We start from the raw sequence: 22948 nt of genomic DNA, 5'->3' as shown, positions 1-22948 counted from the left end.
ATCTTGGGCTTGCGCCAACTCGGCCAGTCGTGTCCGATGACGTCCGTCCAGGGAGAGGTGGCTTATCGTTTGAAGGCTCGACGAAGGACGTTTCTCACGAGATTGCGCAAGGAGCGAAGCAACGTCAGCACGATGCCGTGTCGAACGGATGGGGCGGCGCGGCCCGTCTCCCGGGCTTTCAGGGCCGCTTCGGCTTCGGCTTCAATGGCCGTGAAAAACTGGCCGGCCATCATCCGGGCCGCCGATTGGAGCATTCGTTGACCCACAGCCGCGAGTGTACCCCCGATGCGAATATCACCGGCATAGTGAACCGTGGTGTGCTCATCCTGTTGTTGTAGCGTGAGGGTTCCGGTTCCTGCGACGAAACCCTGCGTCCCCTTTCCGTCGAAGGCGATACGGTAGCTCCCGGGCGGTTGAAGATCGCTCAGCGTGAAGGTTCCCTCGTAAGTTCCGCGGATGGCGGCCACACCGACAACCAGCGTGGCGGCATAGCGATTATCTCCCTGGGGTTCCAGCTTCTGGCAGCCGGGGATGCACCGGGCAATCACGTTCGGATCAATGAGTAGGTCCCATACGATGTCTCGCGGCGCCCTGATCGTGGCTGTTCCCTCAATTCTCATGATCTCGTCACCGTTGCAATAGTACGTGTTCGCATTCGCTCAGAAAAAGGTTTTCCAGCGCGATTTGCCGGTGGATATTTCGTCGAAGATCGTTCCGAAATTTCTCTATCCGCTCCGTGAGGCGAACGATTCGTTCACGACCGAGCTTCTCGGCCAGTCGCAGGAGACGGTCGGCTATGTCGCTGTTGAGCAGAGAGGACGGTTCCGCTTTCTCGATCAGACGGACGAGGTCTACAAGAAGACCGGTTAACAAATCCAGTCGCTCCTCGCATTCCTCTCGCGTCAGCCGGCGTCCGAGATATTCCGCCGCTCCGATCAGTCGCGTTCGATTCCCCGAAGCAAGCAAAGTGAGAATCTCGATCATCTCCCGACGCATCGCCTCGTAGGCCGAGAGATCAATGGCGAGGGCCCGTCCGATCTGACCCTGGGCCAGGCGGGCGAGCAAGCGAATCTCCGAATCCGGACGGTGAAATCGCTGGCGCAGAAACGCTTCCACTTCCCGGACCGTGAGCGGTTGGAACCGATAGTGTTGACAGCGCGAACGAATCGTGGGCAGTAACTGGTGAGGCCGGGTCGTCAGGAGGATGAAAAACGATGTGGGCGGTGGCTCCTCCAGGGTTTTGAGCAGCGCATTGGCCGCCTGGTCGTTCATGGCATCGGCGGGATCGAGGAGGAACACGCGGGCTCGCCCCTGAAAGGGTTTGTAGAGAGCGTGTTGGACGAGATGACGAATTTGATCAATTTTGAGGACGTGAGTTTCCGGCTCGATGACCATCACATCGAGGAACTCACCCCGCTCAATCTGCCGGCAGGGCGGACACCGGTCACAACAATCATTGTCCGAGGGGGCATGGCAGTTGAGCACCTTGGCCAGAGTTAAGGCGAACTGCCGTTTGCCCACTCCGCTCGGACCGGAGAAAAGCAATGCCTGGCCGAGTCGTCCCGTCGCCAGGGCCGTGCGAAGGGCGTGCTTCACGCTCTCATTGCCGATCAACGTTGCGAAGGCCACCGAGATGTTTCCCCCAAGCAAATGAGCCACGGACGGATGTTGCTACGGGTCATCATCGGGCGGATTCTCCTCGTTTCTCCGTGCGTAACTCCACCCTTGCAGTCGCTCCCTGATCACTTCGATCACGCGCGCGGCGGTGTGCTCGACCGATCCGCTGGCATCAATGACGACGACCCGGTCGGGTTCCAATCGGGCGATCTCCAGATAGCCCCGGCGGACGCGCTCGTGGAAGTCGTGACTTTCCCGATCGAGCCAGTTCGCGCCTCGACCGCCGCGCTCGTGGAGACGCCGCTCGGCTGTCGCCACGTCCAGATCCAGGAGCAGCGTCAGATCCGGACGCACGCCCGCCGTCACTACGGTCATGAGCGCGCGAACAAACTCCAGATCGTTTCCTCGCCCGTATCCTTGATAGGCAATGGTGGCGTCCATGTAGCGATCGGAGAGAACGATTTTCCCCGCCTCCAGAGCGGGAAGGATAACTTCTCGCACATGCTCGGCTCGGTCCGCCGCGTAGAGCAGCAGTTCGGTGAGCGGCGTCACTTTCTTCTCGGCCGTCGAGGGTAATAAGATCGCGCGGATGGCTGCCCCAAGGCGAGTCCCGCCCGGTTCCCGCGTGGTCACACAGGGGATGTTGTGCTGACGAAGGAAATCAGCCGCCCGGGCTGCCATGGTCGTCTTCCCGGACCCGTCAATGCCTTCAAACGTGATGAGTCGTCCTCTCATCGGAACGTTTGACCACTCTCGGGCCGTAGACCGTCGGCTCACGGCGTCGCTTCGGGAGAGGGCGATGCTCCCGCTTTCACTTTGGCTTCACTGTGCTTGGCGACCGAGATGGTCGAAATGGCATGCTTGAACAGCAGCATGTCCTGATGTCCGGCATCGAACAGGACCGAGAACTTGTCGAAGCTTTTGATCTTCCCGATGAGCTTCACACCGCTGACCAGATAGATGGTGACCGTCATGCGTTCCCGCCGAACATGGTTCAGGAAGACATCTTGAACGTTATGCTCGGTCGTTGCCAAGGACGTGTCCTCCCCCAGCACGTTTTGTCTCTGTTCGTCTGTCATAGATCGTTCACGTTGGCTGTTAAACCTAACATCAGCCCGATCTCTTTTCAACGTCATTCTGACGTTCGTCTGCGGGGTGCAGGTCATGGGTCTCGCTGAGGAATGCAATGACCGTTGCCTGAATCCGGGGATCATCGCCGAATCCTTTGAACCAGGTGACGCCCGGTTCTCGTCGGAACCACGTGAGCTGCCGTTTGGCGTAGTGGCGCGTGTCCTGTTTCGTCAGTTCGATGGCCTGGGGGAGGGAAATCTTCCCCTGAAGGTACTGGATCACCCGCCGGTACCCATGTGCGCCAAACGCCTTGGCCGATGGAGGAATTCCCGCGTCCAGCAGACTCTTGACCTCATCCACCAGCCCCTGGCGGAACATGGCCTCCGCCCGCGCGTTGATGCGTCGGTAAAGTTCCTCCCGTGGCGGATCCAGAGCAATGACAACGATGCGCCGGGCACAATCCGGCGGAGGAGGTCGGTGAATCTGATTCTCGGACAATCGTCGCCCCGTTTGAAAGTAGTACTCCAGCGCCCGTGTGATGCGCGACCAGTCATTGGGTGAGAGGCGGCCGGCAGTGGGAGGATCAACCCGGCACAACATCCGATAGAGATGGTGCGTTCCCCAGCGCTCCCGTATCCGGGTCAGACGCTGACGCAGCTCCAGATCCGTCGGCGGTGATTCAAACAGCGGCTGGCGCAACGCCCGCAGGTAGAACCCCGTGCCGCCGACGAGGATGGCCAGTCGTCCTCGCGCTTCGATCTCTTCGATCACCGCCCGCGCTCGTCGCGCATATTCCCCGGCAGTGAAATTCTCCGTCGGTTCCACGATGTCTATGAGGTGATGCGGGACAAGGTGCCTCCACGACATCGGAACCTTCGCTGTGCCGATCTCCAGCCTCCGGTAGACCTGAACCGAGTCACAGTTGATGATCTCGCCGCCAAAATGGCGCGCCAGAGCCATTCCCAGATCGCTCTTCCCCGATGCGGTCGGGCCCACAATCGCCGGGATGGGTCGGGGCCTTACTGAATCCATCGGTACCAGGCCACAAGCAAAAGGAGGCCGAAGAGAAGGAGCGCCCCCAAACGTTGATTCTTGCTGAGCGGGCTCATTCAGTAGAGCTTCTCCAGGCGAATGCCTCGGTAATACGTGCGGAGAATCCGGTCGTAGCTGGCTCCACTCAGGGCCAGACCGTAGGCTCCCATCTGGCACAAGCCGACACCATGTCCCCAGCCGCGACCGATGAAGACGAAACTCTGAATCGCTCCGCTTGTGTCCCTCCGCCGTTCGATCACAAACAACGTGTCTCGCAGATTGAAGAGGGTGCGTATGGCCTGTCCCCGGACGCGCTGACGGTGCTGTCGTCCGATGATCTCCAGCTCGATCACGCGGCCCGACGCTCCCCGACGAACGATCCTGAGGTCAACCACCGGCCCGACCATCACCCCCTTGTCGCGCAGGCGGCGGGAGATCTCGTCTCGGGTGACGCTAACTTCCCAGTGGGCGTAGGGCGAGTAACGATCGCTGGCGACACCCGCTCGACTCGGTTCAATTTCCAGATAGTCAATTCGGCCTCGGGAGTTCACGTGAAACCGAAGGCGTTCACCTCCGATGACCCGAATCGCGCTGCTGGCAGTCACATGACCGGCAATCTGTTTGAAGAGGAAGAGGTCGGGTTCCAGGGAGAGAGTCGCCGCCTTCCCCTGCGCCGTCTTGACCGTGAGCGTCGTGGGCGTTGCGTTCATGAGCTGGCCCGCCTGAATGACGGCGGAATCGAAGCGATCGAGCATTCGCCCGAGCATCGTGAGGGCCTCCTGCCGCGCGATCGGAGCCTTCGGACGTAACGTGCCATCGGGGAAAGGAGTGAGAATCCCATCGCTCAGCAGCAGGGCGAACGACGCCCGGCTCGAGCGGGGAATCTGATCGGCATCGGGATAATCGAGCAGATACGCGAGATCTTCGGGGGTGAAGAAGAGATCGGCATATCCCTCGGGATAAAAGTTCTCCACCAACAGGTCAACAAATCCCGACCGATCGAGCAGCTTCGGGTGCCGACGCGAGGATGTCGGCATCACCACGGGGGCTGCCGCCCGAAGGTGCAGAGCGCGAGCCAGAGCCCCCACCCACGACCGAAGCTCATCGGCCGAAGGCTTCTCGGCCAGGACCGCCTCGGTCAAGGGGCGCGGAAGCATGACGCCAGCCACACGGAGCAGCGCCAGGGTACGATCCAGTGTCTCCCGTCGTGTCGTGACGATTTCCTGCGGTGCGAGCCAGCCCTTTTCCGGAGCGCACACGGTGCTCCGCAAATAAGGCTCTGGCTTGCCGAAGATGGCTTCCGAATTCTCCGTCCGTCCCCCGCAGGTTGACGTGAAGACCGCCTCAATCGGACGATGCCCGTAGGTCGCCACAATGCCTCGCGTTTCTTCCACTGCCCGGCTGGCCAGCGGATGCTCGGAAGATTTCCCGCCATAGACCTGCGAGCGCACATCATCGTAGAGATCGTATCCTTCACCGGCATACTTGCCCAGATTCCGCAGAGCGTAAGTGCGGGCGGCCACCGCCTGAGCTTTGAGGGCTTCGATCTCGGCGAAAGCCGTCGGGTTCAACTCGTTGGGAACAACTCCCAGCAGGTACTGCTCCAGACCAAGCTCGTTGATCACCGTCAGACGATGGCGCGGATTGCGAACGATGAGAATTCGCCCACGATAGGCGCGATTATTGAAGATTACGGCTGCTTCCGGATCCGAGGGAAAGAGCGTCACTCGATCCGTCAGACGCATGACTGGCGCGCCATCGGATGTCCGAACAACCAGACGGCTGGAGGCCGAAGCGTTCGACTCCAGAGGCACTACCCGAACGCTACGATATCCCAGAGTCCGCGCCCGACGCGCGACTGCCTCGGCCGCGCTTTTGCTGCCAAATCGTCCGATTCGCACGATGATCTCTCCGGTCGCGGGCGTATAGGACGCGCTCGCCGACGCGTTCAGTTGAGATCGGACTTTTCGTAAGAGCGGCGCGGTCGTCCGGCGATCCCCCCGAGCGACAAGTCGGACATCGTAGACGGGCGGACTGTCCTTCCCGGTCGCGTCGAGGGTCACGCTCACCGCACGATGCTGCAAGACCACCTGCTGTTGATGATCGTCAAGCACGGTGGCCAGAGGCGCTGTGCTCGACACCGTCGCCTGAAGCACATCCACGGCCAGAGCAATGCGAACGGTAGGTTCCGGACTCCGCTCCGAGGTCGGGGCCTCGGACGGGAATTCGGGCATCTCCCCCATTCGGTTGACATGACGGGGACGAGACCGCCGCTGTGACATCAGCGGGGAGGCCGAGATGTCATCCCTCTCTGGCGGAAGGGCGGCGACGCCGTTCCAGCCAAAACCCACCAGCAAAAGAAGCGCAACCATCCGACGGCTGCCCATGACGAGCCTTATCCGCGCGGAGGAAAGTACGTGAACTTGTCCGTGAACACCTGACTCGTGAAGAGGAACGCGCTCGGTAACGGTCGGAACGGGGCTGCCAGTCGAACGGCATTCAGAGCCGCCCGATCCAGGGCCGGAAAACCTGACGATTGTTTCAATCGAATTTGAAGGAGCTTCCCATCGCGAGCCACTTCAAAGATGATAATCACCGTCGTCGGACTGGTGAGCAAATGAGCCTCGGGAGGAATAAACCATCGTTGCTGGATTTCTCGTTCCAGATAGCGACGGTATTGTTCCATCTCTTCGGCGGCCCGCGCGTTCACCGAGGGAGGACCTTCAAGCGTCACACCCGATTGCTGTGCGCCAGAGACTTCGGGAAGCGGAAGGGGCGATGCGCCCCTGAGCGCCGCCAGGAAAGATTCGCGCAATCCGTCACTATTTCCCGATAGCGGAGCCGACTGGGCCGTGGCCGAAGGAAGCGTCGGCGGTAAGGGCTTCTCCACCGCCCGGCGGCGTGCTCCTGTTTCTCTTTCCGACGGCGACTCAGCCGGTGGAGAGGAGGGAAGAGACGCTATCCGGCCGCTTCCGCCGCTGACCTTTGGCAACGACGAGGATCCTTGCGGCGTGGGATTGCGCTCGCCCCGAGCGATCGTCTCCTTCTCCGACAAATACTCCGCACGACGCGGTGGCGTCAGTTCGCTGACGGCAGCTAACTGGCGAACGACTTCGGGGGGAAGGGCATAGAGAGGAGCATCAAGCTCAATGATGTGAGGGGGAGCCCCCTGGGCCACCACCTCGGTCTCCGGCTGTTCCGTCGGCATTGTCTTCGGCGAGACCCATATCATCACCCCGAAAAGCAGAAGATGAAACAAAAACGAGATGCTTGCGCCGATGCGCCGAGGCCGCGCATCCAGTGGTCGCCCTTCGAGGATGTCGAAAGTTTCAAACAGACGCTCGCTCATGCCCGACAGCCCGCCAAGCCGCTTCCGACGTATTCTCTTTGGCGGCCGAGGTCATCATCTCGATCTTCGCTTACCTCGACGACCAATATAGTACCAAACAGCAGACCGATCAACCAATCCCCGCCCGCCGACGGTGCTCCTCGATTCGCCGGACGACCGTCAGCGCCAACGCCAGCGCGCGTCGCCCGTCCTCGCCGCTGACGAGCGGCTTTTTCTTCTCCCGCACGCACTCCAGAAACGATTCGATCTGGGCGCGCAGCGGTTCATACTTTTCCACTTCCAGGCGGCGACTGCGAATGAGCGGCTTCGCGCCCGGACCCGTGGGCTGAAGGCTGACGACATCGAGATGATTCTCCGAGTAATCGAGCGAGATGTAGTCGTTGGGTTGAAACAGTCGCAGCTTGCGAACCTTCTCGCGCGAAATGCGGCTGGCCGTGAGGTTGGCCACGCACCCATCGGCGAACTCCAGCCGGGCATTGGCAATGTCCACCGACGGCGTCAAAATGGGAACTCCCACGGCCTTCACCTCCACAACCGGAGCGCGAACGAGCGAAAGGACGATATCCAGATCATGGATCATCAGATCCAGGACCACGTCAATGTCGAGACTTCGCTCGGTGAAAATACCCAGGCGGTGAACCTCGAAGAATTTCGGCTCCGTCACCATCTGCGTGAGCGCTCGCACCGACGGGTTGAAGCGCTCCAGGTGACCGACCTGAAGAATCGCGCCCGTCCGTTCGGCCTGCTGAATCATGGCATCGGCTTCCTCGAGCGTTCGCGCCAGAGGTTTTTCAACGAGCACCGAGACGCCGTGCCGGAGGAAGTCGCACGTGATCTCGCAGTGGCTCTCGGTCGGGACGGCCACGCTCACGGCCTCCACCTGATCGAGCAGAGCACGATAGTCCGCATAGTAGGCGACGCCATATCGCGTGGCGACCGCCTCTCCACGACCGCGATCAATATCGGCCACGCCGACGAGTCGCACCTGGGGCAGCGACGCATAAATGCGGGCATGCTCCTTGCCGATCTGACCGACGCCAACGACTGCGACGCGCATCATCCGGGCCTAATTTAATCAGAGATGGCGCAAGGTGTCGAGGGAATCGCCCGGGCATCACGCGCGTCACGAGCGACGAAAAAACGGAGAGCGCAGGCTTCTCGACGGATGACCTGCGCCAACGGATGAAATGGGCCAACCGCTGGTTTATCCGTTGGAACCTTTCATCCGTTGGGGTTATTGCGGAGGTGAAGAAAAGCTTCACCACCCACGGATTAAAAGTACCGGCCGATGCGATCATCCGTTGGAACCTTTCATCCGTTGGGGGATTCTTTCCAGAAGCGGCGCCTTGCGCCACCGGCTCAGCTCGGTCATATTTAGGGAGCGATCGGATGCGCGGCAGCGATGAGAACACATCGGCAGAGAGACCTTCTCATTCCCCTCGCCCTTTTGTGTCTCGTCGCTTTCCTTTTCCTCTACGTTCGGTTGGGAGCGATGGCGCTCATTGGACCGGATGAGCCCCGCTACGCTCAGGTCGCCCGCGAGATGCTCGAGCGAAGGGATTTCATCACGCCGACCATCGGAGGGCAGCCATGGTTAGAAAAGCCGATTCTCCTTTATTGGCTCATGGCCGCCAGCTTTTCCGCCTTCGGCGTGACGGAGCGGGCCGCGCGACTACCATCGGCCGTGAGCGCACTGGTGCTTCTCGTTCTCATCTACTTCGTCGGCTGTCGCATTCGCTCGCCCCGGTTTGGATTGCTGAGCGGACTGGTGCTGCTCATTAATCCCATGCTCTTCAGCTTCGCCCGAGGAGCCAGCACCGATATGCTTCTGTCGGCGACCCTGTCGGGCGGTCTCGCCTTGTTCTTTCTCGCCACGATGGAATCGAGGACGTCTCATCGGCGATGGCTCACCGTCGCGGCCTTCGCGTGCTTTGGTCTGGCCTGCCTGGCCAAGGGGGTCATCGGGTTGCTGCTTCCCGCGCTCGTCATTGGAGCCTTCTTCCTGAGTCACCCTCCGGCCCGCCAGAACCGGCGCGGGGAACTGTTGATGGGTCTGGCCGTGACGCTGCTGGTATGCTCGCTCTGGTACGTCCCGGTGGTGGCGCGACACGGCTGGAGCTTCATCCAGGAGTTCTTCATCAGCCACCACATCGAGCGCTTCCTCAGCAACAAATTCCGTCATCCCGGTCCCATCTACTACTACCTGCCCGTGGTGCTGGCAGGGGCATTCCCCTGGACGCCAGTGCTCATCCTCTCTCTGACGCGCTGTCCGGTGCGAGACATCATAGGCCGGGTCTCGTCTTTCTTCCGGCATCGCGCCCGCTCCCCGGAAGGTCTGCGACATACACACGGCGAGGGCATGACCTCTGCCCCTGTGCCGGAAGGCGGGCCTTCACCCGATCCCGCACTTGCACCGGGTGGAGCAGGCATTCCTGCTTCGAAACAGAGTTCCGACTCCATGACCGCCGAGCAGGATCGTACCGCGCAGTTGAGAATCTACTCGTTTCTCTGGCTCGTGATTCCTGTTCTTTTCTTCTCCTTCTCCGGATCGAAACTGCCGGGATACATCCTGCCCGTGATGCCGGCTCTGGCCTTTCTCGTCGCACTGGAACTAGAAGCTGCCATTCAGAAAGAGGGCGTTGATCGCGGAGCGACGCTTGCGCTGTGGAGCATCCCCATTCTCATTGTCGTGGTCCTGATCGTCCTCTGTTTCTACAGTCAGCGCGTCTTCGGCCTCACGGTGCGAGACATTGCCTCTGTGATCGTTCCCGGTGCGGTCACGGCGGTCATCCTTTTCGCCTTCATCCTGAAGAAGCAGGTGCGAGGATTCATCGCCACGGTGGTGATCGGGCTTGTGGGGATAGCCCTCCCGGTGCTCGATGTCTTCCAGCCGAGACTGGAAGAGAGAGAGTCGCTTCGTCCCCTGGCCATGATCGTTCAGCAGCAAGCGCAACCGGAAGAGAGACTGATCGGCTACTTCACCTGGCATCATTCCCTGACGTTTTATACCAATGCCCGTTCCCTCTACGATGGCAGGGGCAACGTCATCATCGCCGAATCTCCAGAGTCTCTGCACCGGTTTATCTCCTCCTTTAACGCGCGCCTTGTTCTCACCAGCGAGAGGGCCTGGAGAGACCTTCAACGAGAGGAGCGCTTCACCTGTCGGCCGCTGGCCACCTTCCGGGACAGGATTTTGCTTCGGTGCCGGACGACGGCGCCTTGATTGGTGGAGCCGCTCTCCCCGCCTTCCCGTGGGACGACCCCGGCATTTTTCAAGAACCGGGATGATCTTCTCCGCCTCGCAGACTTGATCAAGAACCCTCATACCACTTGCGGATTGCGGAGAGGTGATTTTCGGATTTACAGGTCCTGATCCCGTAACCAGTTATGGGCAATTCATGAGGGTTTTTCAAAAGGCAACTGGTATCAGATGAAGTGGAGCAGAACGCTGGTTGATGCAGCAGGCAGTTATTGGCTCAGCCAGCGACGCGGGCAGCAAAGCATCGTGTCAGACGGGTACACCTGAACTCGGATATATCGGCTGCCAGGCGTCACAAGTGCGTGAACCTATCCCGGAGCACGACGGCATGGGGCAGATGTTCGATTCGGCGAACACGCATAGCGGGGAAATCTGCATTTCGGCGGGGGCCTCAGGCAGTCAGGAGTGAATGCTCCGGACGCCGGCGAGGGGATCATCGGGAAGCGGCGTCCGGTTTCTCCTGGCGCGATCCCGACCGGAGAGTGAGTTCGAGAGAGATTTCTCCCTGCTCGGGCGAGCGGATGCCGCTCAGGCTGAGCGTCACGGCTCCGATTGCCTCGAGCGGGTGCTGACTTTTTGGAAGCTCGAAGAAGAGAAATCCCTCCTGATGTTGTCCGGGGCGCAGGGGATGATCGAAGGGGAACCCGATGTGCTTGAAGCGCTCTTGAAGTTCCTTTTTCGAGGCGGGACGGTAGAGCCTGACTCCGTAGTAGTCGTGGAGTCGTCGGAGAACATCCTCCGGGGAAACCCGGGCGAGGCGATGCCCCATGGCATCGTGGGCCTCCACTTTCATTCCGCGCAAGCCGGCGGGAGCCGCCCCGTCGTTCCTCATCTCCAGATAGATGGGAAGTATTCCTGCCAGTCGCAGGTTCGCCTGGAAAAGCTCGAACAAAAGGTCTTCATCTGTGATCATCGTTGCCGACGCGCTCAATCCCGCGCGAGCGGCGCGGTCGTGGGGACTGCTTGTGGGAATTCGCACCCGTTCCGGCACGCGAAAGGGCGACCCACAGCCCGCGAGGCCAGGCAGGAGAAGAAAAAACATCAAAAGCCGACGGACCGTCTGGACTGAACCGACGTTGCCTCCGATTCGTCGGCCAGCAGAAGGGGCCGGCGGAGCGCACGACTCGTTGCGCCTCCGACAGGTGCACACCATACGGGGAATGGCTCGAAGTCGCGTCTTCACACTCGTGATTGGCGCGCTATGATCAGGAGGGAGTCCCCGATCGTGCGGCTACTTTCGTCAGCTCCTTCCGATTCCGCACGATGATACGTCGCCCGGCGATCTCAATCAGGTGGTCGGAGATCAAGCGGCTCAGAACATCCGAGACGCTTGCCTCCGACAGCCCGGTGAGATGAATCAGCGATTCTGCCGTCAGTTTGAAAGGAATCTCGATATTCCCATCGAGGCGAGGAACTCCCACGTCATCGGTGAGCTTGAGGATCAAGCGAGAGACGCGCTCGAGCGGAGTTGTTTCTATCACCTCCGCCAGGGGAATGGTGACGGTCAGGCGGTCGGTCTCGCCCATGAGTACGGCCTTCAGCTCCCGGATCGGAGGCGTCATGATCAACTGATCGAACGGGCGCCGCTCGAGCGTTCGGATGACGACGTCCTCGATGACCTCAAGCGCATCGGTCGCCAGGTGACCTTCCTTCGACAGTTCGCCGAAGACATCCCCACCAGTGAGAAAAGCCACTGTGGTTTCTTCATTACCTTCGAGTCGCATCAGCCGAATCCTTCCCGCGCGCACGAGATAGACATATTCCGCCGCTTCCTCCGGGAAGTAGAGGTAGGAACCCCGCTTGATGATGTCCACGTGCGAGAAGGGAGCCAGGACATCCTCCCCCAATTCGCCGAGGACAGGGCCCGTTTTCACATACCACACCGATGTCAGCCGCATCATAGCCGGTGAATCTTACGCGAAGTCAGCGTTCCGAGTGAAGAGGGAGAGGATCCCGCGGCAAGGAATGGTCAATCCCGACGGATGATCCGTTGAGTGGAGAGGACGTCTTCCGCGGCGTTGAGCAAAACCCGCTCGGGGAGCTGAGGAAGAGTAAGCTGCGTCTCGGTTGAGCTGTTGCCGGTCAGTCGAGCGACACCCAAACGCAGGATGCGCCCCTTGCCGAAGTCGGCGTAAAGAGGAACGAGCATTTTGAAACGATCCGATACGTTGCTCTGCGTGATCTTGACGGTGAGGATGATTTTACCCTCGCGCCGCTCGATCTTATACTCCAGCGTGTAATGAGGGATGTCCGTGCCATGAACCCATTGATGGAAAAACCAGTCCATGCGCCCGTTGCCGTCGAGGTCCATGTCCGGCGTCATGTGGGCTTCGACGACGCGCTGGAAGTCCTCGGTGGACGCGGCCTTGTGCATGTAACGGCGAACGAAATCCTTCATCATGGCGATGAAGCGGTCATCGCCGAGGCCGGTGGAAGCGCGGGGATTATTCATCATCATCCGCAACATGTGGAGGACGAAAGCCCCTTTGGCGTAGGCCAGGCGTTCGTAGGCGCCCGACGTGCGTCCCGTGTTCAACCGCACACCAAGCGAAAGCGGTCCCACGCCATTGGGGGAAAGGGATGCCCGCATGACGCCGAGCAGGGCTTTCTCCGTTATCACTTCCCGTTGACTCTGCCAGAACTTCAGATAGCGGTTCAACCGCGTGGCGGGATCGCGATCGTAGGCCAACTGAAGATAGAGCGATGCGGAAAAATCCGAGAACCCTTCCGACAGCCACTGGTCGCGATAGGTCTTCCAGACGATCAGATGTCCCCACCATTGATGGGCGATTTCGTGGGGGCCGACGACATCGGTGAACTCGGAGAAGCGCACCGGGAGACCGAGAGACCGTCGCTGCGTTCCATCGAGAAACGCGGTGTATGGCAGATAGATGAGCATCGGCCAGCTTTGGCCGAAAAAGGCCGCCGGCTGCTGTGACAGCGCCACGCGCCCGTAGGGATTGCTCCCAAAATAGGCGTTGAAGATGCGAATCGAGTTGATCGCTTCGATCAGCGAACGCTCCGCCAGTCCCGTGGTCGTGAGCGTCCCCAGTGTGAGAGGAAGGCGGACGCCCTGCTGCTCAAGCCGCTCGGCCAGAAGTCGAATCTGCTTCACCTCATCGGGTTCGGATGTATTGGTGTAAACTTCGATTCGGAATCCGTGATCATCCTGCTCGCGGACCTTGAAGGTCCCGTAGTTAAACCCGGCGACCACGACGGGATGTTCCGACCTCCAGACAGAAACGTCATAGTCTCCCTCGCGCTCCCGGCGGACGAGAGTTCCGGTCGCCACCACGGTTTCGCCCCGAGGCGCTCTAATGGTGAGATCAAACGTGGCGCGATCACCAAACTCAACCTGCCAGTTATTGGGATACCAGGTGGATCGCGCCTCGGGCAGCAACAGGTAGGTGCCCGTCCCACTCTGCTGAATCGCTCCCCGCCCGCTATAGGAGATGATGAATCGAAGGGGTTCATCCTTGCGGACCGCTTCCGGTAAAACGATCGCGAAGGCCCCTCCTTCCTCCTCGTCCGTTTGGATGTACGGGAGGGTAGCACCATGGCCGTCCCTGACCTCGTTGACGCGTAGCGCGGGAAAAAGAATCATTCGGATCACGCGCAAACCCGCCTGACGCGGGACGAGCGTCACATCCGCTCGCGCCGTCAGACGCTCATTGCGGCCAATCGTCGCATCAATCGTATAGTGGGTGATGTCGTATTCCCGGTGATCTTCGTCCATCGAGGCGGTCCCCGCCGCGTATTCTTCCTGGCGATGAAAGAGCGACCAAATTCCTTTGGTCGTCTCATCATAACTGGCCACTCCCACCTCTTCGGGACTCGGCAACGAGGGGGCGAATCCCAGAGGATCAACGCCGAAGGCGAGCCGGGGGAGGTTCTTCCCTTTGAGAAAGGCCGTGAAAAAACCCGGACGCGACGGGGTGTAGAGATCGGCCAGGAGTCGCAGTTCGACCGATTGTTTCAGCTCCCGACGAACAACCTGTTGATGCTCCTTGAAAACGTCGCGCACCGAACGGGGCGGCGGTGCATCGCTCATCTCCACCTGCGCCTTCAGCTCCTCATAGGTTTTGTCGGTGAAATAGAGAATCGCCTGAGTGAACGGCTCGATCAGCTCCTCGGACTGAGTGAGATGGCGGAGAAATCGCCTCTCGGTTTCAACCGGCGGCGTGAGGCGAAAGACCCCCTGGCCGATAAAGACGGCTCCCACGACCCGGCCGCGAATCGGTGTGAGGAAGTAAAACGTTCCTTCTTCAAAAGCGAGGGTGGCAACATCTCGTCGAAGCTTTACGCCATGTATCGGGACGCTGGCCGTCGCGGGAGTGAGGCGACGCAGCTCGAGAAAAAGAGGGTCGTCACAATGCCCCTGGCCGAGATCGGAGGACTGGCTTGGGGCGCGCGGGTTCCACAATGCCCCACAGACGAAAAAGACCAGGAGCAGCGCGAGCCCATGGCGAAAGAGAATCCTTCCCGCAATCTTCACAATCCACCCCGGTGACATCTCAAATGATCCCGGCCTCCTGGAGCTGGGCGAGGTCCTGTTGGGAATAACCGAGCGCGTGCAAAAGGGCGGCTGTATCCTGGCCGAGTCGAGGAGCCGGACGGCGAATTCCGGCGGGCGTTGCCGACAGGCGATAGGGAGGCGTCGGCTGAGCCAGAGTGCGACCGTCACTCTGCCGCACTTCCGTCGTCACCTGGCGGTGCTCGGCCTGGGGATGAGTCATCGCTTCACTCACCGACAGAACGGGTTCAACGCAGACATCATGAGAACTAAGGTGGTGAAGCCACTCGGCCAGTGGCTTGGAGAGAAAAAGCGCTTGAAGCTGCTCACGTACCATTGCGGCCTCGGATGGATCGCTCACCGGCTTCCCGGCAAGGTCCTCCCGACCCAGGACCTCGCACAGTCGTCGCCAGAACTTTGGTTCCAGTGCTCCGACGGCGAGAAATTTCCCGTCCTGCGTGCGATAGAGGGTGTACCAGGGGAAGCCTCCGCTGAGCGGGTGCTTTGCACCCACAGGAAACTCTTCGCCTGCCAGGACTGATGCCAGCCCCAGGAGCGCAAAGGAAAAGGCGGCATGGTGAAGCGACAGGTCAATATACTGTCCGCGACCCTGCCTCTCGCGGGCGATGAGAGCAGCAAGGATGGCAATAGCCGCGGCCAGGGCTCCTCCCAGATCGGCGAGGAGAACACCCGGAACAATGGGGTCACCCCGTGTGTCGCTCGTCAATCCGAGGACACCTGCCAGAGCCGTGTACGTGATGTCGTGGCCCGCCCGGTGACGATAAGGACCCGTCTGACCATAGCCCGTGATCGAGCAGTAAATGATCCGGGGATTGAGTTTCTCAATCGTGGCATACCCGATGCCTAACCGATCGGTCGTCCCCGGACGGAATCCCTCGACGATCACGTCGGCCGTCCCGGCAAGCTGATGGAAGATTCTCACCCCGCGCGGATCCTTCAGATTCAAGGTGAGGCTCTTTTTGTTTCGATTGACGATGAGAAAAACCGTCCCGGTATCCCCCGAAATCGGCGGCAGGTATCGAGCCGGATCGCCGGTAGACGGTTCTTCGATTTTTATCACCTCGGCGCCGAGATCGGCCAGAATCATCGTCGCATACGGACCCGGGAGCAATCGCGTGAGATCGAGAATTCTCACACCGCTGAGAGGGGGCGTCGTGGTCTCCTGTTGCTCTCCGATGACAGGCATGGCGGGGTTAGGTCCGGTGCTCTCTAGCGAGGGGGTCGAGCCGGGAGGCGATGTGCCGATGGTTTCATCTCGACCTTTCGGCTCTGCCAGAGCGTCTTCACCAGTTGGGGGAACTTCTTCATCGCCGCCTCATCCAGACCTTCGAGGATGAGCACGTCGAGTCCCTGACGCTCGAGATGGACATGTCCTTCGGCTGTCTCCCACGTCCGGGTCGTCATCTCGCGCGCCGGATGAACTTCTCTGGCATCGGGATAACGGGCCACCGTTCGCTCAGCATAGGCGCGAGCGAACTCCTCAGCATCTGCTTCGCTGTCCCAGGTCGAGTAGAGAACGAGAAGGGTGTTGCCCGTTGCCTTGTTCTCATAGAGGGCGAATTGATCGCCGTCCCAGCCCTCGGCGGCTCGACGGGCTTTCCCCTTGTCAATGTACTGGCTGAGGATCAGGTAGTAGCCGAACTCCCCATTGGTATCGAAGAGTCGGTGGACGAAACTCTTACCCAGGACCTTCTCCAATCGCGGGAGCTGAATCCGCACAGGATAATCTCGATGGAGGAACTTCGCCGGATGGAGGACTTGCTCGGTGGAGTCGGGAGGATCGGCGTAGGCTTCCGACACGCGATTCCACGAACTGTGAATCAAAATGTACTGGACGAAGGTCGTGCCGTAGGCGTAGGGGAAGAGGAGGCTCTCACGAATGACCGGCGGCGCACTGTTGAGGACCTTGATGCGGGCATCATCCGACTTTTGTAACTGATCGAAGACGGCGCTGAGGGGTATCGGGATGGAGGCGATATCGAGCCGTTGCGGTTTGAGCAGATGATTGAGCATGACGGCCGTGGCATCGCCCTCGATGAGCGAGGTGATGGCCAGCTCGTAATCGCTCTGTCCTTTGGGCAGACGCGAGAATCGCTCCAACCGGAAGTGCTGATCCTGAAGGGCATGCGTCAGCTCGTGAACCATGACGCTGTTTTGTTCATCGAGCGTTAGCCAGTCCGCCAGATAGAGGTTTTTGGTCTTGGGGCGGTAGTAGCCCGCCACCTGTTCCTCGATGATGCGAATGAGCAACTCGCGGTACTTAAAATCACGGGGGACGAGGCCGAGTTTGATCAGGAGCTTCGTTGAAGCATCGAATTCGTCACTCGTCGTGCGCTCGTCGAGATCCTTGATGAGACTTTGCCGAATCTCCTCGCGCGATTGAAGGGCAGCCTTCACCGAATGAAGGATGGGTAATCCCCGCAGCTCGCTCACGTAGTGAAGCATTTGCTGCGTGGCCTGAAGCAGTTCGCCTCGATCAATGACGGGACGCTGATAAACGGGCGGGGCCTGCTGGACGCTTTCTCTCGATGAGCCGCTGCCCCGGGACCACGAGCGACCGGAGATCAACGGCGGCGTTCCCAACAGCATGAGAATCAGGAGCCCGCTGCCAACGTTCCGGGAAAGCCGCCAAGCCTTTGACAGTTTCACCCCTCCCATCCCACAATCTCCTGTCGTTTTGTAACCGAAGGGGGAGAAATTGTCAAACGATGATTGAGGAGAAAACGGTGCCGGATCACGCCGTCGAGGTGCGCGTGCGCGTGCGCTACGCCGAGACCGATCAGATGGGAGTGGCTTACTACGCCAATTATTTTGTCTGGTTCGAGGTGGGTCGGAGCGAATACTGTCGGCAACGAGGCTTCGAGTATCGCCGATTCGAGAAGGAGTACGGGCTCTATCTGGCCGTGACCGAGGCCACCTGTCGTTATCTCTCGTCCGCCCGGTACGATGACGAGCTGATTGTGCGCACCTGGGTGAGCGAAATCCGTCGGCGCTCGCTGACATTCTCCTATGATATTCGTCGTGCCCCCGACGGACAGCCTCTCGCTCGGGGTCACACGGTTCACGTCGTCATGGACGGCCAAGGGCGGCCCCGGAGCCTTCCCCCTGAATATGCCGCCTGCCTGGCGGGTCCGCTCGCGCCGACCGACGGTTGAGCCTGCTGACCTGAGACCTGACCGTCTCCCCGCTCACGGGCGAGGACGAGGGCCGGATCGGTCCCCTCTTCAGACCTCGACGACGGCGGAATCCTCAGAATCGGTACCCTAACCGCATCTTGGGGATGAGTTTTTCGTTCACGCCCGTGAGGCTGAAGCCAACACCGAGATTGATCATCATCTTCTCGGTCAGATAAAGGTCCAGCGAGGGAAAGAGAAGATGTTGTTGCTCACCGAGAGGGAGGAAGTCACTCCACTGGCCGAGACTGCCGTAGTACTCGATTCCCGTCGCCACTTTCGTCGAGGCGAGGTAGGCCACTTTCGCTCCCGGTTCAAAATCGAAACCGGCATCGCTCTCGGGGCCTTTGAGGGCACGGCCCACCACCGGATTAAAAGACAGGCGCCATCGTGCGAATGATTTTTCAATGATGGGGCGAATCTCCAGAGTCACACTGTTTTCCTCGTATTGAGGTCGAGGGAAGGCAACTTCCGTGCTGAGGCTGAAGTCAAACGGCAGCCGCCAGGACCGGGGAAGGCGAAACCGGGGCCGGATGCGGGCTCCGGCGTACTCGAACCCTCCGCCCGGACGCTGAGCCAGCATCAAATAACCCGCAAGTTCCACGTGATCGGTCAACCCCCGCGTCAGCTCGAACGTCAGGTGAAAGACATTGTCCGTCGGAGCCACTCGTCCCTGCCGTTCCTTCGTCCCGCTGGCAATGTAGTTGAAGTGGACTTCCAGATTGTATCTGTTCTTGGGGACCGTCAGGTACTCGTAGACCTGAATCTCGAAAATGTCCTGAGCCTCAACGGTGCCGCAAACAAACAAGATGAAAGCCAGAGCCGCAACGATTCTCCCTGATGCCAGCTTCCTCACCATAATCCGACCTCGCAGCGAAAAAATGAGCCGTATTATAGTCAGCATCTTTCTGATTCGCCATCGTTCCTGATCGGAGGAAGGCGTGTCCCTCGGCGGGTTTGAGACCGGCGACGATCATCCCCATCGGGAGGTCACCTGATGCCCGTGCTTCTAGGTTTAAGAGATGCCATCGCCTATAATATGGTTTTGAACAAGAGGAGGTGACGGTCATGGCCACGAACTGGCGAGAAAAACTGGTCAAACTCGATGACTATCGCTACATGATTCCTCGCAGTTATAAGCCGGGGATGCGAACCGATGTGATCATTTACGTGGATGAGACATTGCTCGAATCGGTGATGAAGGATCTGTCGCTCGAGCAGGCAGCAAACCTCGCGTTTCTCCCGGGAATCGTCGGTCGGCCCATCGTCATGCCCGATGTGCATCAGGGCTACGGATTCCCCATCGGAGGCGTGGCCGCGACCGATGCCGAGGAAGGCGTCGTCTCGCCGGCCGGCATCGGGTTTGATATTAACTGCGGCGTGCGCTTGTTGAAATCCCACCTGGAACTCGATGAGGTGAGGTCCCGGCTGGAGGCAATCGTCAACGATCTGTTTCATGCCGTTCCGTCAGGAACCGGTCGGGAAGGGCAAATCAGCGTGAGTCGGGCGGAGATGGATAACGTGCTCCGATTGGGCGCGCAGTGGGCGGTTGAACAGGGATACGGACGGGAGGATGATCTCGATCACATCGAGTCGCGCGGCTGCATCCCCGGAGCCAACCCCAAAGCGGCGAGCGATCACGCCAAGCATCGTGGAGCTGACCAACTGGGAACGCTCGGCTCGGGGAACCATTTCCTGGAGATCCAGTACGTGGATGAGATTTTCGACGAGTCGGCAGCGCGGGCGTTCGGTCTGTCGCCGGGACAGGTGACCGTTCTCATTCACACCGGCTCACGGGGATTCGGTCATCAAGTGTGCACCGACTACTTGAAGGTGCTGCGTTCGGCGATGGAAAAGTACAAGATTCGTCTGCCGGACAAAGAAATGGCGGCGACCTATATCACCTCGCCCGAGGGACAGGATTACCTCGGAGCGATGAATGCGGCGGCGAATTTCGCTTTCGCCAACCGACAGATGATCACGCACTGGGTGCGAGAAGTCTTCCAGCGACATTTCGGAGACAGGGGGGATCTGGAGATTCTCTACGATGTGGCGCATAACATCGCCAAATTCGAGACGCATCGGGTAGATGGCGAGCCCCGGCGTGTGCTCGTTCATCGAAAAGGAGCCACCCGCGCCTTGCCCGCCGGCCATCCCGAATTGCACGAAGCCTATCGCGCCATCGGCCAGCCGGTGATCATCCCCGGAGATATGGGGCGAGCATCTTATGTGTTGATCGGCACGGCGGCCGAAGAGACATTTGCTTCCAGTTGTCATGGCGCCGGTCGAATGATGTCTCGCACGGCCGCCAAAAAGGGACGCGACATTAATCAAGTTCGAGCGCAACTGGCCAGTCGGGGCGTTATCGTCAAAGCCGCCAGCAAAGATGGTGTGCTGGAAGAAGTGCCCGAAGCCTATAAGGATGTCAACGAGGTCGCCCGCGTCGTCGAAGCCGCCGGGATTGCCCGTCGCGTCGCTCGTTTGCGACCGATTGGCGTTGTGAAGGGATAAAGAACACAGGCAGCGCGGACTTTCCGGTCTGCGACTGTGTGCAGGCTGGAAAGCGTGCGTCACATTCTCGGAGGGAATCGGATGCGAATCGGAGATGCGGCACCGGATGTCGAGCTGAAGCAAACCGATGGTCAGACGGTCAGACTCTCGCATTTCTGGCAGCGCCAGCCGGTCGTGCTCGTCTTCGTTCGGCATCTTGGCTGACCGTTTTGCCGCGAGCACGTCGCCGAGTTACGGCGCGATTATGAGGAATTTCGTCGGCGGGGAGCTGAGATCGTCGTCATCACTCAGGGCGATGAGCGACAGACGGAGTCTTTCCGGCGGGAACGCGATCTGCCGTTCCCCTGCCTGGCCGATCCCGAGCGCAGGGCCTTTGCTGCCTTCGGTCTCGGTCGGGGATCACTGGTTCAACTTCTTGGACCATCGGTCTGGCGTCGTGGACTCCAGGCTGTACGAAAAGGATACGGAGCGGGTAAACCCGTCGGAGACCCTCGACAACTACCCGGTGTCTTCATCGTTGATCGGTCGGGGATCATTCGCTTCGCCTACCACTCGCGCCATGCCGCGGACAATCCGCCCAATGCCCTTTTGCTCGCCTCTCTGCCGCGGGACTAAAGAAGCCCCCTCATAACTGGTGAGCGCATCGCTCCAGGGGCAATCCTCCAGACGGCACGCGGTGAGGTCCTGACGGAGCTTGAGCGAACGTCGGCGAGCACGCCGGTTCCTCCCTCCGGTAAAACCTTAACGATGAAAGGAGCACAACGAGTCTGCGTCGGGCACAGGCTGAACGGGTCTGTCCACCATTTTCCGGAGAACCCGTCATGAGAGCGAAGGCTTTCGCCCGCAAACGATAAAAGACCTGATTCCTTCGGCGGGTGAAAAAGTGGCGCCTGATAGTCTCTCCGTTAAACCTTCGCAGCCATAGCGGAGGAGATCGTTTAGGCAAAGCGGGATGCAGTGGTCCTGGTCTCTCCGGCATCACTGGATCCATATAACGCCGTGGATGCGATGAGGTTTGAGGGCATCAAGAATTGTCGTTTGCAGATAAATTTCACGAAGCCCCTTGATAATCGGACGGGATCTCTCGATAACGCCGCCTCTGCCAGAGTCGAAACATGCTTGCCCCGCGCTTTTCGCCGACAGGTTCGAGTAAGTATGCAGGTTGAGTTATCGAACACCGTCGTTATTGACGCAATTTGATGAGGCTCTTCAATAAAGGATCGAAGGTGTTCGATAACTCAGCCGGCCGGCAAGTAATACCCATTGCCTTTTGAAAAACCCTCATGAATTGCGCATAACCTGGTTACGGGATCGGGACCTGTAAATCCGAAATCCACCCCTCCGCAATCCGCAATGGGTATAACGCCGCCTCCGTTTTGCGCCTTCCAGATGCAACCATCCAGGTGCCACAAGGCGCTGGCCTACTCGACTTGCGGCGGAAGTGGGGGACGTGTGCGATGGCGAACTTCGGTGTTAACCCTCTCGAGGTTCAGCCGGACGGCATCCCGATAACTGTCCTGTCACCTCCCCAGCCGGGGACGACTGAACCCTGGCATCGGGGTGTCCCCGTCACGCGCCTGCCCTCATCATCTTCCATCCCGAGGACGACTGAACCCCCTTCTGCATTTGCCATTGCCAGCAGCGTCTCCACCACATCGCGGACGAGATCTTCGGCCCCGCGGTGTTCTTTTGCTGCCACTCCAGTCGTAGCAGAATTTGCGCTGCAAGAACTGCCCTTCCGCTGGCATTTTGATCCAATCCCCGTTCATCGCTACACGCTGCGCGCCTTTTCCAGATGCCTCCTGTTCACCCATTGCTATTGCCCGTGCTGCCGCAGATAGGCCCGCCCGCGCTCAGTGATTGCCCAGACGCCGCGCGGCGAATCGTTTCGCAACAAACCCTCGCGGACCATGGAATTCCGTGCCCATTGGGCTGTGTTGCGCCAGCGTGGCGTCTTCGCATCCGACGGCAGCGGCTTCAGGTCAATGGGCTTCAGATGCGGCTCCATCTCTTGATAAACACGTTCGAGAACTGCGGACACCGTGCCCTCACCACCCATCGCTACCAGAGCGCGCAAGATGGGCAAACGATACGCCTCTTCCGGCGTGCGCTGTCCGCGCGGGAGTGGTTTGGTCTTTCCTCTGCCCTCGCGCTGTCGGCGCGGCTTACCGATCAGCGCTTGCCACTGTTGCCGCTTGGCGTGGATATCGGCGATGAACTTCTCTATCTGTTGCGCCCGTGCAAGCTCCGTTTGCGCCCGTTCATAGTCGCCCTGCCGGGATGCTGCAGCTGCACGCTCCCGCACATCCTTGAGAGCAGCATCCAGTTCGTTCAAAAGAATCTCAAAGGCTTCGTTGACGTCTCCGTGCATTTGCGTGTTCTCCTTTTCCGCACCGACTGAG

Annotated in this window: 19 protein-coding genes; 4 read left to right on the top strand and 15 right to left on the bottom strand. The window is 59.8% G+C overall.

Annotated elements, in window-relative coordinates; genetic code table 11:
• Positions 1-62: 62 nt before the first annotated feature.
• From VNM72_08455 to VNM72_08420, 8 genes are all read right to left on the bottom strand, one after another.
• Positions 63-620 carry a carbon monoxide dehydrogenase subunit G gene (locus VNM72_08455; GenBank protein HXF05432.1) on the bottom strand — a complete coding sequence of 186 codons (558 nt, stop codon included), beginning with the start codon at positions 618-620 and terminating at the stop codon, positions 63-65.
• 7 nt (positions 621-627) lie between these two features.
• The gene (gene holB, locus VNM72_08450) at positions 628-1629 is read right to left on the bottom strand and encodes a DNA polymerase III subunit delta' (protein HXF05431.1); all 1002 of its coding nucleotides are present in this window, start codon (positions 1627-1629) and stop codon (positions 628-630) included.
• A 42-nt stretch (positions 1630-1671) separates the two neighbouring features.
• Complete coding sequence (gene tmk / locus VNM72_08445; GenBank protein ID HXF05430.1) at positions 1672-2352, bottom strand: dTMP kinase; 681 nt, start codon at positions 2350-2352, stop codon at positions 1672-1674.
• A 38-nt stretch (positions 2353-2390) separates the two neighbouring features.
• Positions 2391-2696 (bottom strand): RNA chaperone Hfq, encoded by a 306-nt coding sequence (hfq, locus tag VNM72_08440; protein ID HXF05429.1) that lies wholly within the window; start codon positions 2694-2696, stop codon positions 2391-2393.
• 31 nt (positions 2697-2727) lie between these two features.
• Positions 2728-3720 (bottom strand): tRNA (adenosine(37)-N6)-dimethylallyltransferase MiaA, encoded by a 993-nt coding sequence (gene miaA, locus VNM72_08435; protein ID HXF05428.1) that lies wholly within the window; start codon positions 3718-3720, stop codon positions 2728-2730.
• 77 nt (positions 3721-3797) lie between these two features.
• Complete coding sequence (locus VNM72_08430) at positions 3798-6107, bottom strand: SpoIID/LytB domain-containing protein (GenBank protein HXF05427.1); 2310 nt, start codon at positions 6105-6107, stop codon at positions 3798-3800.
• Between the two features lie 8 nt (positions 6108-6115).
• Complete coding sequence (locus VNM72_08425; protein HXF05426.1) at positions 6116-7069, bottom strand: TonB family protein; 954 nt, start codon at positions 7067-7069, stop codon at positions 6116-6118.
• Positions 7070-7178: 109 nt separating this feature from the next.
• A complete protein-coding gene (locus VNM72_08420; protein HXF05425.1) occupies positions 7179-8129 on the bottom strand; it encodes a Gfo/Idh/MocA family oxidoreductase in 951 nt (316 codons plus the stop codon).
• A 342-nt stretch (positions 8130-8471) separates the two neighbouring features.
• Between VNM72_08420 and VNM72_08415 the strand changes: the two genes are divergently transcribed.
• Complete coding sequence (locus VNM72_08415; GenBank protein HXF05424.1) at positions 8472-10292, top strand: glycosyltransferase family 39 protein; 1821 nt, start codon at positions 8472-8474, stop codon at positions 10290-10292.
• 469 nt (positions 10293-10761) lie between these two features.
• Here the strand turns inward: VNM72_08415 and VNM72_08410 are convergent, their stop codons facing one another.
• The 5 genes from VNM72_08410 to VNM72_08390 all read right to left on the bottom strand — a co-directional run bounded on the left by VNM72_08410 (position 10762) and on the right by VNM72_08390 (position 17520).
• On the bottom strand, positions 10762-11373 hold the full coding sequence (locus tag VNM72_08410) for a hypothetical protein (GenBank protein ID HXF05423.1): 612 nt from the start codon (positions 11371-11373) through the stop codon (positions 10762-10764).
• Between the two features lie 160 nt (positions 11374-11533).
• Positions 11534-12229: a Crp/Fnr family transcriptional regulator gene (locus VNM72_08405; GenBank protein ID HXF05422.1), complete on the bottom strand. Its 696-nt coding sequence runs from the start codon at positions 12227-12229 to the stop codon at positions 11534-11536.
• Positions 12230-12297: 68 nt separating this feature from the next.
• On the bottom strand, positions 12298-14841 hold the full coding sequence (locus VNM72_08400; protein HXF05421.1) for a M1 family aminopeptidase: 2544 nt from the start codon (positions 14839-14841) through the stop codon (positions 12298-12300).
• A 1-nt stretch (position 14842) separates the two neighbouring features.
• Complete coding sequence (locus VNM72_08395) at positions 14843-16048, bottom strand: CaiB/BaiF CoA-transferase family protein (GenBank protein ID HXF05420.1); 1206 nt, start codon at positions 16046-16048, stop codon at positions 14843-14845.
• Positions 16049-16071: 23 nt separating this feature from the next.
• Positions 16072-17520, bottom strand: coding sequence for a DUF6782 family putative metallopeptidase (locus tag VNM72_08390; protein HXF05419.1), 1449 nt, complete (start codon positions 17518-17520; stop codon positions 16072-16074).
• A 50-nt stretch (positions 17521-17570) separates the two neighbouring features.
• On the opposite strand from VNM72_08390, the gene VNM72_08385 reads away from it, so the two are divergent.
• Positions 17571-18017: a thioesterase family protein gene (locus VNM72_08385; protein HXF05418.1), complete on the top strand. Its 447-nt coding sequence runs from the start codon at positions 17571-17573 to the stop codon at positions 18015-18017.
• A gap of 94 nt (positions 18018-18111) precedes the next feature.
• Here the strand turns inward: VNM72_08385 and VNM72_08380 are convergent, their stop codons facing one another.
• Positions 18112-18939, bottom strand: coding sequence for a hypothetical protein (locus VNM72_08380; protein HXF05417.1), 828 nt, complete (start codon positions 18937-18939; stop codon positions 18112-18114).
• Between the two features lie 164 nt (positions 18940-19103).
• Between VNM72_08380 and VNM72_08375 the strand changes: the two genes are divergently transcribed.
• Both VNM72_08375 and VNM72_08370 read left to right on the top strand, forming a co-directional pair.
• Complete coding sequence (locus VNM72_08375; protein HXF05416.1) at positions 19104-20546, top strand: RtcB family protein; 1443 nt, start codon at positions 19104-19106, stop codon at positions 20544-20546.
• An 81-nt stretch (positions 20547-20627) separates the two neighbouring features.
• On the top strand, positions 20628-21161 hold the full coding sequence (locus tag VNM72_08370) for a peroxiredoxin-like family protein (GenBank protein ID HXF05415.1): 534 nt from the start codon (positions 20628-20630) through the stop codon (positions 21159-21161).
• A gap of 1201 nt (positions 21162-22362) precedes the next feature.
• Here the strand turns inward: VNM72_08370 and VNM72_08365 are convergent.
• Positions 22363-22917, bottom strand: a complete 555-nt coding sequence (locus VNM72_08365) for a winged helix-turn-helix domain-containing protein (protein ID HXF05414.1) — start codon at positions 22915-22917, stop codon at positions 22363-22365.
• Between the last annotated feature and the right edge of the window lie 31 nt (positions 22918-22948).

The sequence above is a fragment of the Blastocatellia bacterium genome, assembly GCA_035573895.1.
Taxonomy (GTDB): domain Bacteria; phylum Acidobacteriota; class Blastocatellia; order HR10; family HR10; genus DATLZR01.
Note: the sequence above shows the minus strand (reverse complement) of the source record. Positions and strands in the feature narration are given on the sequence as shown.